The sequence below is a fragment of the Leifsonia sp. 10N434 genome (assembly GCF_056394405.1).
The window spans coordinates 515586-533008 of record NZ_JBFTHV010000001.1 but is presented as its reverse complement, the minus strand read 5'-3'; the positions used below and the strand labels follow the sequence as shown (position 1 = coordinate 533008).

Genomic DNA, 17423 nt, shown 5'->3' with positions numbered 1-17423 from the left:
GCGGGTGGGCCGACCTGGCTCAACCGGCGAGGCGTGACCACAATGGAGGCATGCAGCAACGCATCGCGCAGCTGACGACGGCAGACGGCACGGAGCTGGCGTATGCGACCCTCGGCGACGGAAGGCCGATGGTCTACGTGTCCGGCTGGATCGGCCACCTGCAGCTGAGCTGGGACCTGCCGGAGGAGCGCGCGTTCTACGAGAGCCTGGCTGAGGGGCGCCGCCTCGTGCGCTACGACCGCGCGGGATGCGGCCTGTCAGGACCGATGACCCGGCCGCCGTCGCTGGAGTACGAGCTCGAGCAGCTGGCCGCGGTCGTCGCGACCCTCGGCGCGGAACCGTTCGACCTCATCGGCACCTCGATGGGAGCGCTCGTCGCCGTCGCGTGGGCAGCCGAGCATCCGGAGACCGTAAGGCGCCTCGTGCTCTACGGCGGCTGGGTGACCGGCACCGAGATCTCACCACCGGATGCACGGGAGCACGTGCTGGGGCTGGTCGAGTCGCACTGGGGGCTCGGCTCCGACGTTCTCACCGACATCTTCGCCCCCGACGCCCATGGCGCGTCGCGCAGGGAGTTCGGCCGCTACCAGCGGGCGTCGTCGACGGCCGCCACGGCACGATCGCTGCTGGAGCTGAGCTATTCCCTCGACGTGAGCGACCTCCTCGCTCACGTGAGCGTTCCGACGCTGGCGGTGCACCGGGAGCACGATCGTGCCGCTCCGGTCGCGCAAGCCGAAGCGCTCGCCGCGGGCATCCCGGGCGCCGAGCTCGTCCTGCTGCCCGGCCGTTCGCATCTGCCGTACGCCGGCGACACGGACCGGCTCGTGGCGACCATCCGCCGATTCCTCGGCCTGCGCGCCTCGCGAAACGGCACGGCGCGGCTGACACCCCGGCAATCCGAGGTCGCCGCACTGGTCAGTGCCGGACGCACGAACCGCGAGATCGCCGCGAAGCTGGGCATCGACGAGCGGTCCGCGGAGGGTCATGTCGAACGGATCCGCCTGCGCCTCGGCTTCCGATCCCGGGCCCAGATCGCGAGCTGGTACGCCGGTCAGCACGACCGCACGTCGTCGGCGAACTGAGGTAGTTCTACGCCTGACGCGGCCCACGGCCGTCGCGCACGCTGGTAGCGATCGATCGAGCGATCGACCACGAACCCACGGGAGCAGCCATGACCGAAACGAACACCACGCCCACGACCCCGACCCCGACGACCACGGAATTCGAGCTGCACCGCGGTCGCGGCCCTTTCAACGCCGCGTTCTTCCGGGCGATGGGGCCGTACCTGGAGCGGAGCCTGCGCCGTCGCAAGCAGCGCGTCTTCGCGGAGCTCCCGGGCAAGGTCGTGGAGATCGGCTCCGGGGTCGGCGCCAACCTGGGCTACCTCCCTGCGGGCGGCACTCTCATCGCCATCGAACCGAACCGCTACATGCACGGCGGCCTGCGCGCCGCCGCGCTCCGCGAAGGCGTTCAGCTCGACCTGCGGGACAGGATGGCCGAGCAGACCGGTCTGCCCGACCGGAGCGTCGACACCGTGATCTCCTCGCTCGTGCTCTGCTCGGTGCAGGACCCGGCCGCCGTGCTCGCCGAGATCCGTCGCATCCTGCGCCCAGGGGGCACCTTCCGTTTCGTCGAGCACGTGGTCGCGAAGGCCGGCACGCCGACCCGCGCCGCTCAGCGCCTCTTCCGCCGGCCGTGGGCCTGGACCTTCGAGGGCTGCTCGTGCGAACGGGACCTGGAGCAGTCGTTGCGCGCCGCCGGATTCGAGACCGTCGCAGTGGAGCACTACCGGCTCCACACGCCGTTCCTGCCCTTCAACACCCAGATCGCCGGCACCGCGCAGGCTTGACGGCGGGGACTCCGCCCGTCCCTGAACGGTCGCGCGCGTCCGAGCGGACCGGCGGTCAGCCCGCCCGCCGGGCGCGCAGCACGACCACCGAGGTGATGGCGAGCACCACGACGCCGATCGCCTCGATGATGACCGTCTCCGGCACGAGGGTGAAGGTCCACGTCTCTGTGATGCCGAACAGGCCCACGGTCAGCGCGAGCAGAAGGGCGATGAGGCTCGCGATGATGAACAGCAGACTCAGCACCGTCGCGAGCGCGAGAAGCCCGCGATGCAGCGTGAGCATCCCGATCCCCAGAACGATTCCCGCGATGGCGTTGAGCGTGAAGAGCACGCCGAGCAGCCCTCCGACGCCGTTGAAGATGAGGTAGAGGTGGATCCCGCCGGTCACGACCAGCACGATCGCACTCAGAATCCGCATGACCCAGAGAAGCCCCTGACCTCTTTGCGCCACCTGAACACCTGCGTCAGTCATCTGAACACCTGCTTCCGATCCGAGCCTCTACCGGTGGAGACCACACCAAGAACACGAGCGAGCCGCGCAAACAGTTCAATCGCCGAGAAGCTCGGCTCTCGGTCAAGCTAGCATCGCTTCATGTCTGTCGCGTCGGCCTGGCGGCCCGGAACCGTGCGCGCGGCCGCCGGGGGACTGTTCGCACTGACCATCGCGACCTTCCTCGCGGTCACGACGGAGATGCTGCCGGTCGGCCTGCTGCCGGCGATCGGCGACGAGGTCGGGGTGTCCGACTCGATCACCGGGCTCCTCGTCACGGTGTACGCCTTCATGGTCGCCGTGCTCGCGGTGCCGCTGACCCTGTGGACCGCCCGCATCTCGCGCAAGCGGCTGCTCCTGGCCACCCTGGTCGCATACACACTGAGCAATGTCGTCGTCGCGGTCGCGCCGAACTTCGCCGTGCTCGCCGCGGGTCGGGCCTTCGGCGGAATCGCCCACGCCCTGTTCTTCTCGGTGAGCATCGGATACGCCTCCCGTCTGGTGCAGGCGGCGTACACCGGGCGCGCCCTCGCGCTCGTCACGGCCGGCGCCTCCGCCGGGTTCGTTCTCGGGGTGCCGTTGTCGACCTCGCTGGGAACCGCGCTGGGATGGCGTGCCGCGTTCGGCGTACTGGCGGTGGTGTGCGCCCTGACCGTGGTGATCGTCGCCCTGCTGCTTCCGGCCGTGCCCTGCGGCGGCACGAGCCACAAGGGAGAGGGCGCCGGGGCTCGTCGCATCCGGCTCGGAATCGTCTCCACGGCGAACGCGGTCGTCTATCTGGGGCACTTCACCGTATACACCTACATCTCCGTGCTCCTGTTGGCGGCTGGGCTGTCGGCGGCGGGTGTCGGTCCCGTACTGCTCGGCGTCGGCGCCGTCGGTCTCCTCGGCACCTGGTTCGCGGCGACCAATCTCGATCGCCGGCCTCGCACCGCGGTCATCATGCTGCTCAGCGTCGTGACGGTCGGACTGGTGGCGCTCGGGATCGCGTACCCGGCACTCGGGGGCGTGCTGGCGGCGACGGCGTTCTGGGGTGCGGGGTTCGGCGGTGTCGCCTCGGTGTTCCAGACGGCGGCGATCCGCACCCGTGGCGCGTCTCCCGAAGTGATCGGCGCTCTCGTCAACTCGACGGCGAACATCGGCATCGGTGCGGGAGCGGCGATCGGAGCGGCCGTTCTGGCGGGGCCGGGCCTCGGCTGGCTGCCGTTCGCGGGTGCGGCGCTCGTCTTCGCTGGGGGGATCATCGTGCTCGTGGCGCGCCGATCCTTCCCCGCGTCGCCGTAGAGTTCAGCCGACGACGAGCACAGCCGGAGGGCTCAGCCCCCGTACGCCGCGAGGAACCGATCGCGGAACGCGTCCATCCGCCACACCGGCGCCGCGGCCGACGGCAGCATGCCCGGCTCCCACTTCCACGACGAGATGCGGTCCATCACAGCGGGGTCCTTCGAGATGATGCTGATCGGAACGTCGTGGTTCGCGCCCGTTCCGCTGACCTCGGTGGCCGGCTGGTGGTCGCCGAGCACGACCAGCACCAGATTCGGATCGTCGAAGGTGGTGAGGAACGAGAAGAGGCTGCTCATCGAGTACTCGATCGACTGGCCGTAGACCTGCTGCACGTGACGCGGGTCCTGCCAGACGACGCTGGGCGGCAGGCCCTGCGCGGGCTGCGGGTCGTAGATCGAGCCGTCGCCGACCGATGCCCACGGCACGAGGTGCGGCAGCGGCGTCCAGGGCGTGTGCGACGACACGAAGTCGATCTCGGCCATCAGCGGCTTGTGCGGCTTCGCCAGTTCGTGCTGCTGGAAGTACGACCAGGTGTACTGGTCGGGAACCCGCGCGTAACTGAACTTCGGGCCCGCATACCCGACATTCGTCGCATTGAGCTGGCTGCCGTAGTGGTAGAACGAGCGCCCGACCGGCCACGGCTTCGTGTCCGACGGCACGTCGCTGATCGTCTGCCAGCCCGCCTTGCTGAAGGCGTCGCTGAGGGTGAAGCGGGTGCCCGATGTGACCTGGTCGTACTTCTGCTGGGAGTCGATCCACAGGCCGGTTTGCAGTGTCGAGTGGGCGAGCCAGCTGATCCCGCCGAACGTCGACGACGTCAGGAACGCGCTGCGCTCGGAGTAGCCCTTCGCGGCCAGCTGGGCGTTTCCCGTTCGGAGCACGGCATCCACCCCGCTGGAGAAGGGGGTGTTCTGCACGGCCACCTGCCCGTAGCTCTCGATGAACGCGACGATGACGTCCTTTCCCTTCAGCCCGGTGAGCAGCTTCGATGCGGGCTGCGATGCATACGCGTCCGTCGCCGCCGCCTGGTCGAATGCCGCCTGGCTTCGCGCAGCAGCGCCCAGCTGATCGGTCTTCGCCACGGCTGCCGCGACGGAATCGGACGCCGCGATCGGCTCGCCGGGCACGAGCTGCGCGCCGACGAGCGCGAGCACGACCCAGCCCGCGGTGAGAGCAGACACCCCGATGAGCGAGATCCGCCGCCCGCGGCCGAGGATCGCGGCGAGGTGCAGCAGCGAGGCAGCGACCGCGACGATGAGCCCGGCCGTCGCGACGACCACGAGAACCAGGATGGCGACCGCTGCGATCGATCCCGTCGCATCGCTGACAACGCCGTACCCATCCACCAGCTCGGGCCAGCCGGTCACCACATCGAACGGTCGGCCGACGGTCGCGGTGAATCCGCGGTCGAGGGCGGCGGTGAGCGTGGCGAGCACCAGAACGACGGCGACGACCGTCGCGACGATACGGCGCACCCAGCGCCAGGGAACGAACGCCAGCACGATGAGCGCCAGGATGCTCTCCAGCGGGATCCGAGCCAGCGCCAGCGCCGAACCTGACGCAATCACGCCGGGGGCCAGCGAGACGACGAAGAGCGTGATCGCCGACAGCACCGTCGCGATGGCCGTCCTGACGGTGCGGGCACGCGTCCGAGTGGACGACCTCTGGGCGGGCGCCGTCGGGGTACCGCTCACGACCGGTCCCGGGCGGTCGCCCGGGGCTCCGGGCACACGGGTGACGCGTCGGGTTCGCGCACGAACCGGTCGGACAACGCGTAGCGCAGCAGCACCACGTCGCCGACCTGCTTCACGCCGGCGAGTTCGGCACGCCGGTCGGCGGTCCACGGGAAGGCGCCGTCGCCGACGAAGCGGGGAGCCCGCCGGTCTCCGACGAAGAGCGGGGCGACGGCGACATGGAGTTCGTCGACGAGATCCGCCGCGAGGAACTGCGTCAGCGTGGTGCCGCCGCCTTCGACCATGACGCGCCGCGCGCCCCGATCCGCCAGCTCCGAGAGCAGGTCGGCCATCACCACGACGTCGCCGAGCGGGACCACCGTCGCGGCATCGCCGAGCCGCCCGCGGATGCGCGCCGCCTCCGAGCGCGGGCAGTACACGAGCTTCGTCGCGTCGCCGTCGGTGAAGAACGCGGCCTCAGGGTCGAGGTCGCCCGTCGCCGTCACGGTCACCTTCCAGGGCGTGCGCGCCAATCCGGATGCCACCCGCCGGTCCTGCCGCTCTGCACTGCGCACCAGCAGGCGCGGGTTGTCCAACCGCACCGTGCGCGCCCCGACCAGGATGGCGTCGTGGTGCGCGCGGACCTCATCCACCCGATCGAAGTCCGCTGCGTTCGAGAGGGCGAGCCTCGGCGGGTCGACGCTGTCGAGGTACCCGTCGAGGGAGATCGCGCAGCTGAGGGTCACGTAGGGCTTGTCGATCACGATGAGACCTCCTGGTGATGAGGGATGCGAGCCGCGCCACGATCACGCCGGGCGCGACCGAGAGGATCGCGAGCACGCCGAACAGGGTCGCCGCGGAGACCCCGGCGGCTGCGCCGAGGCCGGCGACCGCGAAGGCCCAGCCGGCGACTCCCTCGCGGGGCCCCCATCCGCCGATGTTGAAGGGAATGGAGGCGGCGAGCAGCACGACGATCGCGAGCGTCAGCAGTCGCAGTGGCGGCACGTCGAGGCCCACCGCGAACGTCGCGACGGCGAACGTCGCCACGTGACAGCAGACGACCACGACCGAGGCGGCGACGGCCTGGATGGCGACCGCGGGGGAGCCCAGTCCCGCGCGGAGCTCGTCCACCTCGTGCCGCAGCACGCGCCTGACCCGGATGCTCGCCCAGGCCGCCGCGATGGCAGCAACGGCCAGCACGACGAGAATCGCGCCGATCGCGGGGAACAGGACGCCCTCGAACTCGGCTCCGAAGAGCATCACGATCACCACGGCGATCCCGAGCTGCACCACCTGACCGACCGTGCGTTCGACCGCGACGGCGCGCGCGGCCATCCCGACGCTGTCGGCACGGCGGCCGTGGCCGACCGCCCGCTGCACGTCCCCGATCACCCCGCCCGGCAGCACCGTGTTGAGGAACTGGGACTGGTAGTACATGCCCACCGCCGTCGGCCAGCCCAGCCCGACGCCGAGGCGTCGGGCGATGAGCTGCCACCGCCAGGCAGCCGCCGCCGTCGCGATCGCGGCCAGAACGACCGCCGCGCCGATCGCGGCCCCGTTGAGGCTCTGCAGCCCGTGGAGGAACGGCCCGGTGCCGACCCGGGCGACGATGGCGACCAGCACACCTCCGCCGATGACGACCCGAACGGTCAGCCGGAACCACCGCGAGCCGACGACGGCGCGGGCGCGTTCGAGGGCGATGCGACGAGTCATCGCGGCCACGCCAGCAGATCGAGGTGATACACGACCACCGAGAGCTCCCCGCGATCCGCCTGGGCCCGACGCAGCTCCCGGTAGGCGGCGCCGTGCTCGCGCAACGCGGGGGACTGCTCCTCGGCGGCATCGACCCAGCCGTCGAACCACTCGGCGAGCAGCCGGGGGTCGCGGTCGTCCAATCGCCAGCTCGTCCGCGCCGTGCGCACCTTCCACCCCGCCTCCGCGAAGAGCCCGCGGACGATCGGAGCACCGTACCGGCCGAGCAGCCTGCGACCGTGCACCTCCCGTCGTTGATGAGCGTTGAACGCGCTCTCGACGAGCAGGTCGTGTGGATCGCGGGGTCGCAGCTCGACCTCGCCGACCACACTGAGCGACAGGAGCGTCGGTGCACCGACCGCGACGCAGGCGGTGACGATCGCGTGCGCCTCGCGGGAGGTCAGCACGTCGAGCAGGGCCGACGCCGTCACGAGCGAGGCACCGGCAAGGTCACCTGCGGCGAGCTCCGCCAGTTCTCCCAGGCGGGTGCGGATCGAGACGGGGGACCCGGACAGATCCCGGGGAGGTTCGGGATCGCGTGCGTGCGCGGTGAGGCGCGCGTTCCAGTCGTGGAGCACCCAGGTCTGCGGGCCCGGCAGCTGAGGTGCGAGCCAGCGCATCATGGACCCGGTGCCGCTGCCGAGATCGTGGACGGTGATCGGTCCGACGGGGAGAAGGGCACGGACGTTCCGCGCGAGGTCGCCGGAACGGGCGCGCGCGTCCTCGGCCTCGCGCAGCGCGAGCCAGTCGCTGCTGACCTCGACCACCTTTGTCATGATCGCGCCACCACTTCCCCGACCGCGCGTGTTGTGACGGCGGCCTCGAGCGCCGCTGCGACGATCGCGGTAGTGTCGCTCCACCGCCGCGCTGTGGCGCGCGCCTCGAGTGCCGCCGCCGTGAGCTCCCGGCGCCGATCGGCACTGGCCCACCATTGACGCAGAACGACGGCCAACGCCCACGGGTCGTCGGGCGATACGATCATGCCCGCCTCGCTCCGGGCGATCGCCTCGGGGATGCCGCCGACACCGCTCGCCAGCACCGGGATGCCGCGCGCCAGGGCCTCGGCGACCACCATGCCGTAACTCTCGGTACGCGACGGCAGGATCACGAGGTCCGCCCGGCCGTACGCCGCGTCGAGCGCCGGGCCGGTGAGCACCCCGGTGAACGTGATCCGCTCGGCGAGTCCGGCCGACGCGATGGCATCCTTCAGCTCGGCGACGAAGTCCGGAGCTGCCGCCAGTGATCCGACGATCATGCAGGTCCAGCCCTCGAGGTCGGCGAACCCGGCCAGGGCTTGCACGAGCAGATCCTGGCCCTTGTGCGGCGCGACCGTCGCGACGCAGAGCAACCGCCCACCGGATGCGGACACCGTCGTCACCGGTGCGGCGTCCGTCCCCGGGCGGGCGACGACGATGCGGTGCGGATCCGCCGCATCCTGCGCGATGAGCTCGGAACGTGTCCAGCCGCTCGTCGCGATGATGCGCGGAGCGACCCGGAACGCGGCGCGCTCGTCGTCGGTCAGCTCGCCTGCGACCATGTGCGCGAGAACGACGAGGCGCAGTCGTGCTCCGTGGTCGGCGACAGCGGCGGATTCGCGGGCGAGGAGGAGCCCGTCGAGCAGCACCAGGGCGCCGTCCGGCAGGGCGGTCAGGGCGGCCGCGGTCTGCCGGTCGTCGTCGCCGACGAGCGCCATCCGCACATCCCAGCCGTCCGCTCGCAGCCCGTCGCGGACGCGCTGGTCGTACAGGTTGCCGCCGCTTACCCGACTCGGATCGTCGATGACGTCGGGGACCGCGAAGAACACGGGCGTGTCCGGATGCGCACTCATAGCGACCTCGAATAGCTCGCCCACGCGACGTGCGATTCGTGGAGGGTGACGGTGATCGAGGTCAGGTTCCCGCCCCGGCCGAGCGGCCCGTCGGCGACGCGCTCGGCGAGCCGGTCGGCGATCGCCCGGCAGAGCACCTCCGTCGTCGTGTTCGTGCCGGCGAACGCGGGCTCGTCGTTGAGGTTGCGGTAGGTGAGCGAGCCGGTGATCTCCGACAGGGCGGCGGTCGCGAGCCCGATGTCGACCACGACGCCATCCGGATCGAGGTCGTCGGCGCCGAACGTCGCGTCGACGACGAAGGTCGCGCCGTGCAGCCGCTGCGCGGGTCCGAAGACCTCGCCCGTGAAGCTGTGCGCGATCATGATGTGGTCTCGCACGGTCACCGAGAACGGCATCAGGCATCTCCCCAATCGATCGTGTGGCAGAGGTCGGAACTCGGGCCCTCGGCCAGCCCCGCCAGCACCTCGGGCAGGTCCCGCCACGACGACTCGGCCGTGAGCAGAGCGTCGAAGACCGGATCGCGCAGGAGGTCCAGGGCCAGGGCGAGGCGGTCGCTCGTGGTCCGGGTGTCCCGACGACGGCGGGAGACAGCCCCCACCTGGCTCGCCCGGATGGTGAGGCGCCGCGAATGGAAGTCGGCGCCGAGCATCAGCGACGCCGGCCGGTCGGCGTACCAGCTCGCCTCGATCACCTCGCCCTCGGTGACGACGGTCTCGAGGGCGAGCCGCAGCCCGGCATCCGAACCGCTCGTGTTGATCACGAGGTCGCGATGGTGCGGAGCCGCGTCCGGCTCGGCGAAGGCCACGCCGAGCCGCTCGGCGAGGGAGCGCCGCGCCGGGTCGATGTCGACGAGCGTGACCTCGACCCCGGGGATGCCCTGAGCGAGCCGCGCGACGCAGCACCCGATCATCCCGGCCCCGATGACTGTGAGGCGGTCGCCGACCAGCGGTGCGGCATCCCACAGCACGTTGACGGCGGTCTCGACGGCGCCCGCGAGCACGGCGCGCCGGGGCGGCACCCCGTCAGGCACGGGCACGACGGCATCGGCCGGGACGACGAACGCGGACTGGTGGGGGAAGAGGGTGAAGACAGTTCGTCCGCGCAGCTCCGGCGGTCCCTGCTCGATGACGCCGACGTTCAGATAGCCGTACTTCACCGGGCCCGGGAAGTCGCCCTCCTGAAACGGCGCCCGCATCCGTTCGTGCTCGCTCGCCGGCACGTGGCCGCCGAAGACGGACGTCTCGGTCCCGCGGCTCACACCGCTGAACAGGGTGCGGACGAGCACCTCGCCGTCGCGGGGAGGCGAAAGGGTCTGGGATCGGAGAGCGCCGGCGCCCGGCTTCTCGGTCCAGAAGGCAGTGGCTTCGAGCACATTTCCTCCTCGGTGAACCAATGGTGCGCGCTCGGCGTGTTAACGGCAACAGGTGCCGTCGACGGACGAGGTGCCGTCGAGAGAGACACGAGACGCATGTGAAAAGGGTTCAACTCGAAGCGATCGGCTGGGCATCAGCCGGTGCAGCGCTCGTGCTGTTCATGGGCGTGCTGGTCGTGCAGTGGCGGATGGCCCTGCTGCCGCCATCCGGCTGGGTGGCTGTTCTCGCCTACCTACTGGTGTCGAACGCCCTGGTCGTTCGGGGGCTGCGGCGTCGCCGCTCCGCCCGATTCGGTTCCGCGAACATCGTCACCGCAATGCGCTCCACGATCGTCGGTGTGATCACCGGGCTGGTCGTCGCGTCCTTCACCGCGCCGATCTCCATCGGGCTGCTCGTCGCACTCGTCGTGCCCGCGCTCGCGCTCGACGCGGTCGATGGCTGGGTCGCGCGACGCACCGGCACGACGAGCGAGCTCGGCGCCCGGTTCGACATGGAGGTGGATGCGTTCCTCCTCCTCGTGCTCAGTGTCTTCGTCGCGCAGACCATGGGGTTGTGGGTTGTGGCCATCGGGTTGCTGCGGTACGCGTTCGTGGCGGCCGGATGGGTGCTGCCGTGGATGCGACGGCAGCTCCCGCCCCGCTACTGGCGCAAGGTGGTGACGGCCGTCGCGGGCATCGCCCTCGCGATCGCCGCCTCCGGCCTTCTGCCCGGCATCGACATCGCGCTCGTAGCGTTCGCGCTGGCTCTGCTCGTCGAGTCGTTCGGACGTGACGTCAGCTGGCTGGTGGCCAGACGTCGCGACGAGGTGGGCGTGCGTCGTGCGGCGTTGAAGCAGTCGACGGTCAGGTCGCGGTGATGTCGACGGTCAGGTCGCGGTGATGACGCCGGTCAGCAGCAGCACGGCGACGAGCAGTGCCAGCCCGATGCGGTACCAGATGAACACGGTGATCGGGTGGTGGGCGACGATGCGCAGCAGCCAGGCGATCGCCGCGTACGCGACCACCAGGCTGACGATCGTCGCCAGGATCGTCGGGAGCCAGCCGACGGATGCACTGATCGCGCCCGCCTGCGTGACCCCTTCGTAGCCGCCCGCCGCCACGAGGGCCGGGATCGAGAGGAAGAACGAGACGCGGGTCGCCGCCACCCGGTTCAGTCCGCGGAAGAGGCCGGCGCTGATCGTGGCGCCGGACCGCGAGACGCCGGGGATGAGCGCGATGCACTGGAACAGCCCGATCACGATCGCGTCGACGATGGTGACGTTCCGTTCGTCGCGTTTCTGGGTGGCGACGCGTTCGGCCGCCCACATCACGATGCTCCAGAGCACCAGCGCGGCGACGACGACCCAGAGATTGCGCAGGCCGCCCGAGATGAGGTCTTTGGCCAGGAAGCCGACGATGCCGATCGGGATGGAGCCGACGATCACGTACCAGGCGAGCCGGTAGTCGGGGTCGTTCCTGGCCCGGCGGCTGCCGAGGCCGCGGATCCAGGCGAGGAAGAGCCGGGCGATGTCCGACCGGAAGTAGATGATCACGGCGAGGATGGCGCCGACCTGGATGATGGCGGTGAAGGCGGTGACACCCTGGTCGTCGACGGTCAGCCCGAGAAGCTTCTCGACGATCGTGAGGTGACCCGTGCTGGAGACGGGCAGGAACTCGGTGATGCCTTCGACGATCCCGAGGATCAGGGCTTGCAGCAGGTTCATCCGTCGCCTCTCGTCATCACATTGTCAGCCTTCTCGACGCTCACTAAGAATCCACTAAGCGGGGAGATACTGAGATTCTGCTCCGGCGTGGGAGGAGGGCACTGTGGCCGACGCGGAGGACGGACGGTACGACCGCCCGCTGAGCCAGGATGCGGACGCCCGGCTGAGTCCGGAGGAAGTGCGCGTGCTGTGGGACTTCGTGCACGGTGACATCATGAACGGCGCCACCCGGACGAGGCTGCGAGAGAACTGGGGGATGTGCGCCCGGCATTCCTGGGCCTACGCGGTGGTCGAGATCGAGCTGTGGGAGGCCGGCGCCGGCATGAGGGGCGGGCATCAACCCTTCGATCTCACGATCCTCTACGCCGACCTGCTCCGGACGATGGTGGAGAAGCTCGGCACCGGGCACGCCGGGCGCCGCGGCCGGACGAGGGCACTCGAACGGCACGGAGGCTGTGTGATCTGCGCCGACGTACGCGGCGAGACGCCGGGCGGGGTGACACACGCCGGTCTCGACCTCCGGCAGCTCACGCTGGAGGCGAACTGGATGCGCTTCACCCGAGAGTGGCTCGCCGAGACGCGGCCGGAATGGTCGGCGAGCGTGTGCCCGGATTGCGCGGCGGCGGCAGGGGCGACGGTTTCGCCGGGGACCCTGCCCTGCCGGGTGCACCTGCTGACTTCGGGCGTGTCCAGCGACGCGTGGTGGGAGCTGACGCGAACGGTCCTCGCCGAGCTCGCGGTCGAGGTGCGCGCCCTGACCGATTCGATGACCCAGAGCGGACTCCCGGCCACGGCCGCCGAGAACGCGTCGTGGGTGAAGGCGGTCGGCTGGTTCACCGGCTGGGACTTCCCGCTGGCCCTCAGCCGGTCGTAGCTCACGCCTCGGAGCCCAACACAATCCCACCCGATGATTACGTCCCGCTTGGCTCGCCCGCAATCTCATGGAAAGACCGTCGGTGCGATCGATCCTGGTGACACGATGCCGCTGTGTTGTTGGCATACATAGACGAGTCGGGAAACACCGGCGACGTTTCCAAGGGCGGATCGACCTCCCACTATGTGCTGGGGTGTGTCCTGGTGGACGCCGATAAATGGTCGGCGGGGTTCGACGATCTCGTCGAGTTCCGACGGCGGCTGCGCGACCGGTTCCAGCTTCCGGTGCGGGCGGAGGTGAAAGCCAACTACCTCATCCGTTCGAGCGGCCCGTTCCGTGCGCTCGGGCTAGCGCCCGCGGAACGTGCTCTCATCTACGGGGCGCATCTGGACATGCTTGCCGGTATCGACGCTCGCGCCTTCGCGATTGTGATCGACAAGGAGCGCAACTCAACGGTCGGCACCGCGTGCTTCGAGCTGGCGTGGACCACGCTTCTCCAGCGTCTCGAACGCACGACCCACTACGAGCGCGAGGGGATGATGCTCATCCACGACAACGGCGAGAACGACGCCGTACGCAGGATTGTTCGAAAGGCGCGACGGTTCATGACCGCCGGGAGCATGACAGGGAACGGGTCCATCCGGGTCGATGCCAAGAACTTCATCGATGATCCGGTGCCCCGAGCATCGCACGAGTCGTACTTCGTCCAGATGGCCGACCTGGTTGCGTATGCCGGCTGGCGTGCTCTCGTGCCGCCGAGTTCGTCCGTCGCTACCGTTGCGCCTGCGGAAACCTGGCAACGGCTCGGCTCTGCCGTCCACACCGCAGTGAATCGATACTCAGGGGGCGTGCCCGGTGTCGTCTTCCGGTAGCAATAGAAAGGCCCCCGGCGAGGCCGGGGGCGGGAAGCGCCTACCCCTGACATGCGTCAGGATCAGCACTTATAGGCAGAGTATCAGGCCGGTTCGAGCTTCGTCACGAAACCGCACCGTTCATCCTCAACGCGCGCTGATCATCGGGTAATGAATGCAATTGGCGGGTCGGACGCGACGACCGCAGGCCAAGCGGTGCAGCCGCTCCGTCGCCGTCGAGCAGCTCGAGCAGGCGGGTGGTCGTACGCCAGCTGCGCGACGTGATCTGCTGAAAGACCGGCATCGCCATGAAGCGCTGGATCCGCGTTTTCGTCGCCCGCGCCGCGACGCGTGAGAAGTAGATGGCGCCGGGGCCGAGCGCGACGGCGTCGACCCCCTCGCGCAGCTCCGGCAGCTCGGCGTAGGCGGCTTCTGCGGTGAGCGGCTGCTTCACGAAGAACACGTCGCTGCGCAGCTGATCGGAGCCGTGGTCGGCGGGCGCCGCCGCGACCGTCGCGGCGAGTTCGTCGTGCGAGCGGACCACCACGAGGATCGGGAGCTCGAACCGTTGCCGGAGCATCCGCTCCAGAGCATCCTCCACGCCCGCTCCCGTCGCCGGATGCCCGGTGAACAGCACGTTCCCGCTCTGCAGGTGGGTGCGCACATCCTGGTACCCGGCCTCAGTGAAGGCCTCGGCCAGGGCGGGCATCCCGATCAGGTTCTTGCCGCCCACATTGATGCCGCGCAGCAACGCGACCGACGACGCCGTTGGTGTCATCTCCCCAGCATCCCACCGGTGGCCGACACAGCGGCCGACAACGTCGCCGACACAGCAGAGCGGCCGGTGCGCACACGCGCACCGGCCGCTCAGCCGTCGAGAGTCCGTCAGTCGAGGTCTTCGACCCCGAGAGCGAGCGCCTGCGCGCGGCGCGTGCGCATCGACGGTGCGATGATCGCGGCGATGATCGCGAGCACGGCGACGCCCGCGCACACCCAGAAGCCTATGGTGAAGGCGTCGTCCGTCGGCAGCCCCTGAGGGGACGCGTTCGACGAGATGATCGCCGCGATCACGGCCGTGCCGATCGAGCTTCCGATCGTCCGCGCGATCGTGTTGACGCTCATCGCCTCACCGGTCTGGCCGGCGGGGACGCTCTCGATGATCGCGTTCGACATCGACGCGAACGCCAGGCCGATACCCGCGCCGGTGAGAACACCGGAGGCGACGACCTGCCACAGCTCGCCGTGCGAGATCGCAGGCAGGATGAACGCGGCCGTCACGAGGATGCCGCCGGCGATCATCGGCGGCTTCGGGCCGATCTTGCGCACCATGATGCCGGCGACCGGTCCGAAGATCACCATCATGACCACGGTGGGCAGCAGGAAGAGGCCAGCGGAGGAGACCGTCTCGCCGAAGCCGTAGCCGGTGATCTTCGGCAGCTGCAGCAGGGTCGGAACCAGCACGAAGGTGCCGAACATCGCGAAGCCGAAGATCAGGGCGACCGCGTTGGCCGTCCACACGCCGCGCACCTTGAACAGCCGCATGTCGATGAGCGGCTCCTTCACGCGCAGCTCCACGAACACGAACACGATGAGCGCCACGGCGCCCAGGATCAGCAGGCTGATCGTGCTGCCGGCGTCCCAGCCCCACTCCTCGCCCTTGCTGATCGCGAGCAGGATCGAGACGAGCGCCACCGACAGGATGGCCGCGCCGACCACGTCGAGGCGACCCGGCTTGCGGATCGGCGACTCCGGCATCCCGAAGATGACGCCCAGCAGCGCGATGGCGATCAGGATGCCCGGCAGCCAGAACAGCCACGGCCACGAGAGGTTCTCGATGATCGGGCCGGCCGCGACGATGCCGATACCGGCGCCGACGCCGAAGATCGCCGACAGCAGACCGATGGTCACGCTGACCCGCTCGTGCGGCAGTTCGTCGCGCACGATGCCGATCGAGAGCGGCATCACCGCGCCGGCGGCTCCCTGCAGCGCTCGCGCGACGATCAGCACGCCGAGGTTCGGGGCGATGGCGGCGAGCACGGTTCCGACGAGAGCCAGCGCAAGCACGACGATCAGGATGCGGCGCTTGCCGACCATGTCGCCGAGGCGTCCGAGGATCGGTGTCATGACGGACGCGGACAGCAGGTAGGCGGTGATGATCCAGCTGGCGTCGCTGGTGGTGGCGCCGAGGTCTTTGCCCATGGTGGCGAGCGCCGGCGCGACGAGGGACTGCAGCACCGAGAACGCGAGGCCACCGAGGGCCAGGTAGACGACGATGAGGGTGGACCTGCGTTTTGCAGGGGTCTTCGCGGGGGCGACCGCGGGAACGGAGCCCGTTGCGGGCCCGTCGATCGTTCGAGACATTTATCTCCGGGATGATGTAAACAGTTGCTGACTTACGAATACTAGTCAGAGAACGCGACAAGTCAATGCGCGTTTACTTCCCAGGCGGCGACTTGTACCGTGGAGGAGACGAAAGGACGACATGGCTTCCGGCACGCCCGTGCTCACCGTCAGCGACGACGAAGTGAGCGCCTCCAGCCCGATCAAGACCCGCGACGCCGGCAACACGCAGCAGCTCCTGCTCCACGCTGCGCGTCGGCGCTTCGCCCGCGACGGCTACGCCGCGACGACCGTGCGCGAGATCGCTGCGGACGCCGGCGTGAACGTCGCGCTCATCAACCGATACTTCACCTCGAAGGAGGGGCTGTTCGAGGCCTGCCTGACCCGAGTGGTCGAGCGGCTCGAGCGGCCTGGTGAGGTGGTGGATTCCATCGAGCACGCGGCGCGCGACATCATCCGCACGATCAGCGATTCGCCGAACGGCGACGACTCGCTTCAACTGCTCCTGCTGTTGCGCACCTCGGGCGATGAGGGTGCTGAGCGCATCCGGCGCGCCACGTTCCGCAACTTCACCGAGCGCCTGGCGGCCGCTGCCGGATGGCGGCGCGACGATCCGACCACCGAGCACCTCATGCTGCGCGCACAGCTCGCCATGGCGACCGCGTTCGGCACCGTACTGCTGCGCTCGACCTCCGGGCTGGAGCCGCTCACGTCGGCGAGCGAGAGCGAACTGAGCGGACCGCTCACCGAGGTGCTGACGGGACTGCTTGCGCCGTAGCCTCGGCGACCACGGGTGCGTCGACCCCGAGAGCGCGCAGCAGATACACCATGTGTGCGCGCACGTCGATCGTGTTGTCATAGAGCCATTGGGTGCGCAGGCCGTCCCAGCTCGCGAAGACCAGAGCCGAGACCGCGTCAGCGTCGACATCCGCCGCGACGCGGCCGGCGGTCTGCAGGTCGATCAGCGCGTTGCGCACCAGCAACCGGATGGTCTCATAGCGGTTCCGCAGGTAGTCGTGGGCGACGTGCTCCGGCTCGGTCGCCTCTCCGGTCACCCGCAGGGCCAGCTGGGTCATGCCGGGTGAGGTGATCTCGGTCTCGATCGCATCCAGGATGCCCGTCACCAGGTCGTCGGCGAAGTTCCGGTTGTCCGCGTCGGTCTCGATCGCGGTGACCTCGTCTTCATGGCGGAGGATCTCGGCGAACAGGGCGTCCTTCGAGCCGAAGTAGTGGAGCAGGCCGTTCTGGCTGAGCCCGGCGGCATCCGCGAGGTTCTTGACCGTCGCGGCCGAGTATCCGTCGCGGGCGATCACCTCGAGTGCGACGTCGAGGATCTCGGCGCGCTTCGCCTTGCCTTTCGCGTACGGACCACGGGCTCCCATAAACAGCATGATATGCGGCTTTGAC

General features: G+C 69.6%; 19 protein-coding genes. 7 read left to right on the top strand and 12 right to left on the bottom strand.

Annotated elements, in window-relative coordinates; all coding sequences use genetic code 11:
* Positions 1 to 50: 50 nt before the first annotated feature.
* Positions 51 to 1082 (top strand): alpha/beta fold hydrolase, encoded by a 1032-nt coding sequence (locus tag AC1DB1_RS02540; RefSeq protein ID WP_477199672.1) that lies wholly within the window; start codon positions 51 to 53, stop codon positions 1080 to 1082.
* Positions 1083 to 1171: 89 nt separating this feature from the next.
* Positions 1172 to 1849, top strand: coding sequence for a class I SAM-dependent methyltransferase (locus tag AC1DB1_RS02535; protein ID WP_477199671.1), 678 nt, complete (start codon positions 1172 to 1174; stop codon positions 1847 to 1849).
* Positions 1850 to 1904: 55 nt separating this feature from the next.
* Here the strand turns inward: AC1DB1_RS02535 and AC1DB1_RS02530 are convergent, their stop codons facing one another.
* Positions 1905 to 2321, bottom strand: coding sequence for a hypothetical protein (locus AC1DB1_RS02530; RefSeq protein ID WP_477199670.1), 417 nt, complete (start codon positions 2319 to 2321; stop codon positions 1905 to 1907).
* A 120-nt stretch (positions 2322 to 2441) separates the two neighbouring features.
* Between AC1DB1_RS02530 and AC1DB1_RS02525 the strand changes: the two genes are divergently transcribed.
* A complete protein-coding gene (locus tag AC1DB1_RS02525) occupies positions 2442 to 3623 on the top strand; it encodes an MFS transporter (protein ID WP_477199669.1) in 1182 nt (393 codons plus the stop codon).
* Positions 3624 to 3655: 32 nt separating this feature from the next.
* Here AC1DB1_RS02525 and AC1DB1_RS02520 read toward each other — a convergent pair whose 3' ends face one another.
* The 7 genes from AC1DB1_RS02520 to AC1DB1_RS02490 are packed head-to-tail and all read right to left on the bottom strand — an operon-like array spanning position 3656 to position 10248.
* The gene (locus AC1DB1_RS02520) at positions 3656 to 5317 is read right to left on the bottom strand and encodes a CDP-alcohol phosphatidyltransferase (protein ID WP_477199668.1); all 1662 of its coding nucleotides are present in this window, start codon (positions 5315 to 5317) and stop codon (positions 3656 to 3658) included.
* Positions 5314 to 6060, bottom strand: coding sequence for a RibD family protein (locus AC1DB1_RS02515; protein WP_477199667.1), 747 nt, complete (start codon positions 6058 to 6060; stop codon positions 5314 to 5316). Before AC1DB1_RS02515 ends, AC1DB1_RS02520 begins: the two co-directional genes overlap by 4 nt.
* The gene (locus AC1DB1_RS02510; protein ID WP_477199666.1) at positions 5942 to 7009 is read right to left on the bottom strand and encodes a lysylphosphatidylglycerol synthase transmembrane domain-containing protein; all 1068 of its coding nucleotides are present in this window, start codon (positions 7007 to 7009) and stop codon (positions 5942 to 5944) included. Before AC1DB1_RS02510 ends, AC1DB1_RS02515 begins: the two co-directional genes overlap by 119 nt.
* The gene (locus tag AC1DB1_RS02505) at positions 7006 to 7824 is read right to left on the bottom strand and encodes an SAM-dependent methyltransferase (protein WP_477199665.1); all 819 of its coding nucleotides are present in this window, start codon (positions 7822 to 7824) and stop codon (positions 7006 to 7008) included. The genes AC1DB1_RS02510 and AC1DB1_RS02505 overlap by 4 nt, the downstream gene beginning before the upstream one ends.
* The gene (locus tag AC1DB1_RS02500) at positions 7821 to 8876 is read right to left on the bottom strand and encodes a glycosyltransferase family 4 protein (RefSeq protein ID WP_477199664.1); all 1056 of its coding nucleotides are present in this window, start codon (positions 8874 to 8876) and stop codon (positions 7821 to 7823) included. Before AC1DB1_RS02500 ends, AC1DB1_RS02505 begins: the two co-directional genes overlap by 4 nt.
* Positions 8873 to 9271 carry a 6-pyruvoyl trahydropterin synthase family protein gene (locus tag AC1DB1_RS02495; protein WP_477199663.1) on the bottom strand — a complete coding sequence of 133 codons (399 nt, stop codon included), beginning with the start codon at positions 9269 to 9271 and terminating at the stop codon, positions 8873 to 8875. The genes AC1DB1_RS02500 and AC1DB1_RS02495 overlap by 4 nt, the downstream gene beginning before the upstream one ends.
* Positions 9271 to 10248 (bottom strand): zinc-dependent alcohol dehydrogenase, encoded by a 978-nt coding sequence (locus AC1DB1_RS02490; RefSeq protein ID WP_477199662.1) that lies wholly within the window; start codon positions 10246 to 10248, stop codon positions 9271 to 9273. The genes AC1DB1_RS02495 and AC1DB1_RS02490 overlap by 1 nt, the downstream gene beginning before the upstream one ends.
* A 98-nt stretch (positions 10249 to 10346) precedes the next feature.
* Between AC1DB1_RS02490 and AC1DB1_RS02485 the strand changes: the two genes are divergently transcribed.
* Positions 10347 to 11105 carry a CDP-alcohol phosphatidyltransferase family protein gene (locus AC1DB1_RS02485; RefSeq protein WP_477199661.1) on the top strand — a complete coding sequence of 253 codons (759 nt, stop codon included), beginning with the start codon at positions 10347 to 10349 and terminating at the stop codon, positions 11103 to 11105.
* A gap of 9 nt (positions 11106 to 11114) precedes the next feature.
* Here the strand turns inward: AC1DB1_RS02485 and AC1DB1_RS02480 are convergent, their stop codons facing one another.
* A complete protein-coding gene (locus AC1DB1_RS02480; RefSeq protein WP_477199660.1) occupies positions 11115 to 11951 on the bottom strand; it encodes an undecaprenyl-diphosphate phosphatase in 837 nt (278 codons plus the stop codon).
* Positions 11952 to 12054: 103 nt separating this feature from the next.
* Here AC1DB1_RS02480 and AC1DB1_RS02475 point away from each other — a divergent pair, with 103 nt between their 5' ends.
* A complete protein-coding gene (locus AC1DB1_RS02475; protein ID WP_477199659.1) occupies positions 12055 to 12825 on the top strand; it encodes a hypothetical protein in 771 nt (256 codons plus the stop codon).
* A gap of 113 nt (positions 12826 to 12938) precedes the next feature.
* Entirely contained in the window at positions 12939 to 13697 is a 759-nt protein-coding gene (locus AC1DB1_RS02470; RefSeq protein ID WP_477199658.1) for a DUF3800 domain-containing protein, read from the top strand.
* A 103-nt stretch (positions 13698 to 13800) separates the two neighbouring features.
* Here AC1DB1_RS02470 and AC1DB1_RS02465 read toward each other — a convergent pair whose 3' ends face one another.
* Together AC1DB1_RS02465 and AC1DB1_RS02460 are read right to left on the bottom strand one after the other, a co-directional pair.
* Positions 13801 to 14454, bottom strand: coding sequence for a DUF1697 domain-containing protein (locus AC1DB1_RS02465; protein WP_477199657.1), 654 nt, complete (start codon positions 14452 to 14454; stop codon positions 13801 to 13803).
* A 107-nt stretch (positions 14455 to 14561) separates the two neighbouring features.
* Positions 14562 to 16037, bottom strand: a complete 1476-nt coding sequence (locus tag AC1DB1_RS02460; RefSeq protein WP_271176901.1) for an MFS transporter — start codon at positions 16035 to 16037, stop codon at positions 14562 to 14564.
* 121 nt (positions 16038 to 16158) lie between these two features.
* Here AC1DB1_RS02460 and AC1DB1_RS02455 point away from each other — a divergent pair, with 121 nt between their 5' ends.
* Positions 16159 to 16794 (top strand): TetR/AcrR family transcriptional regulator, encoded by a 636-nt coding sequence (locus AC1DB1_RS02455; RefSeq protein WP_477199656.1) that lies wholly within the window; start codon positions 16159 to 16161, stop codon positions 16792 to 16794.
* Here the strand turns inward: AC1DB1_RS02455 and AC1DB1_RS02450 are convergent.
* Positions 16760 to 17398: a TetR/AcrR family transcriptional regulator gene (locus tag AC1DB1_RS02450; protein ID WP_271176903.1), complete on the bottom strand. Its 639-nt coding sequence runs from the start codon at positions 17396 to 17398 to the stop codon at positions 16760 to 16762. The two genes, AC1DB1_RS02455 and AC1DB1_RS02450, sit on opposite strands and share 35 nt — an antisense overlap.
* Positions 17399 to 17423: the final 25 nt, after the last annotated feature.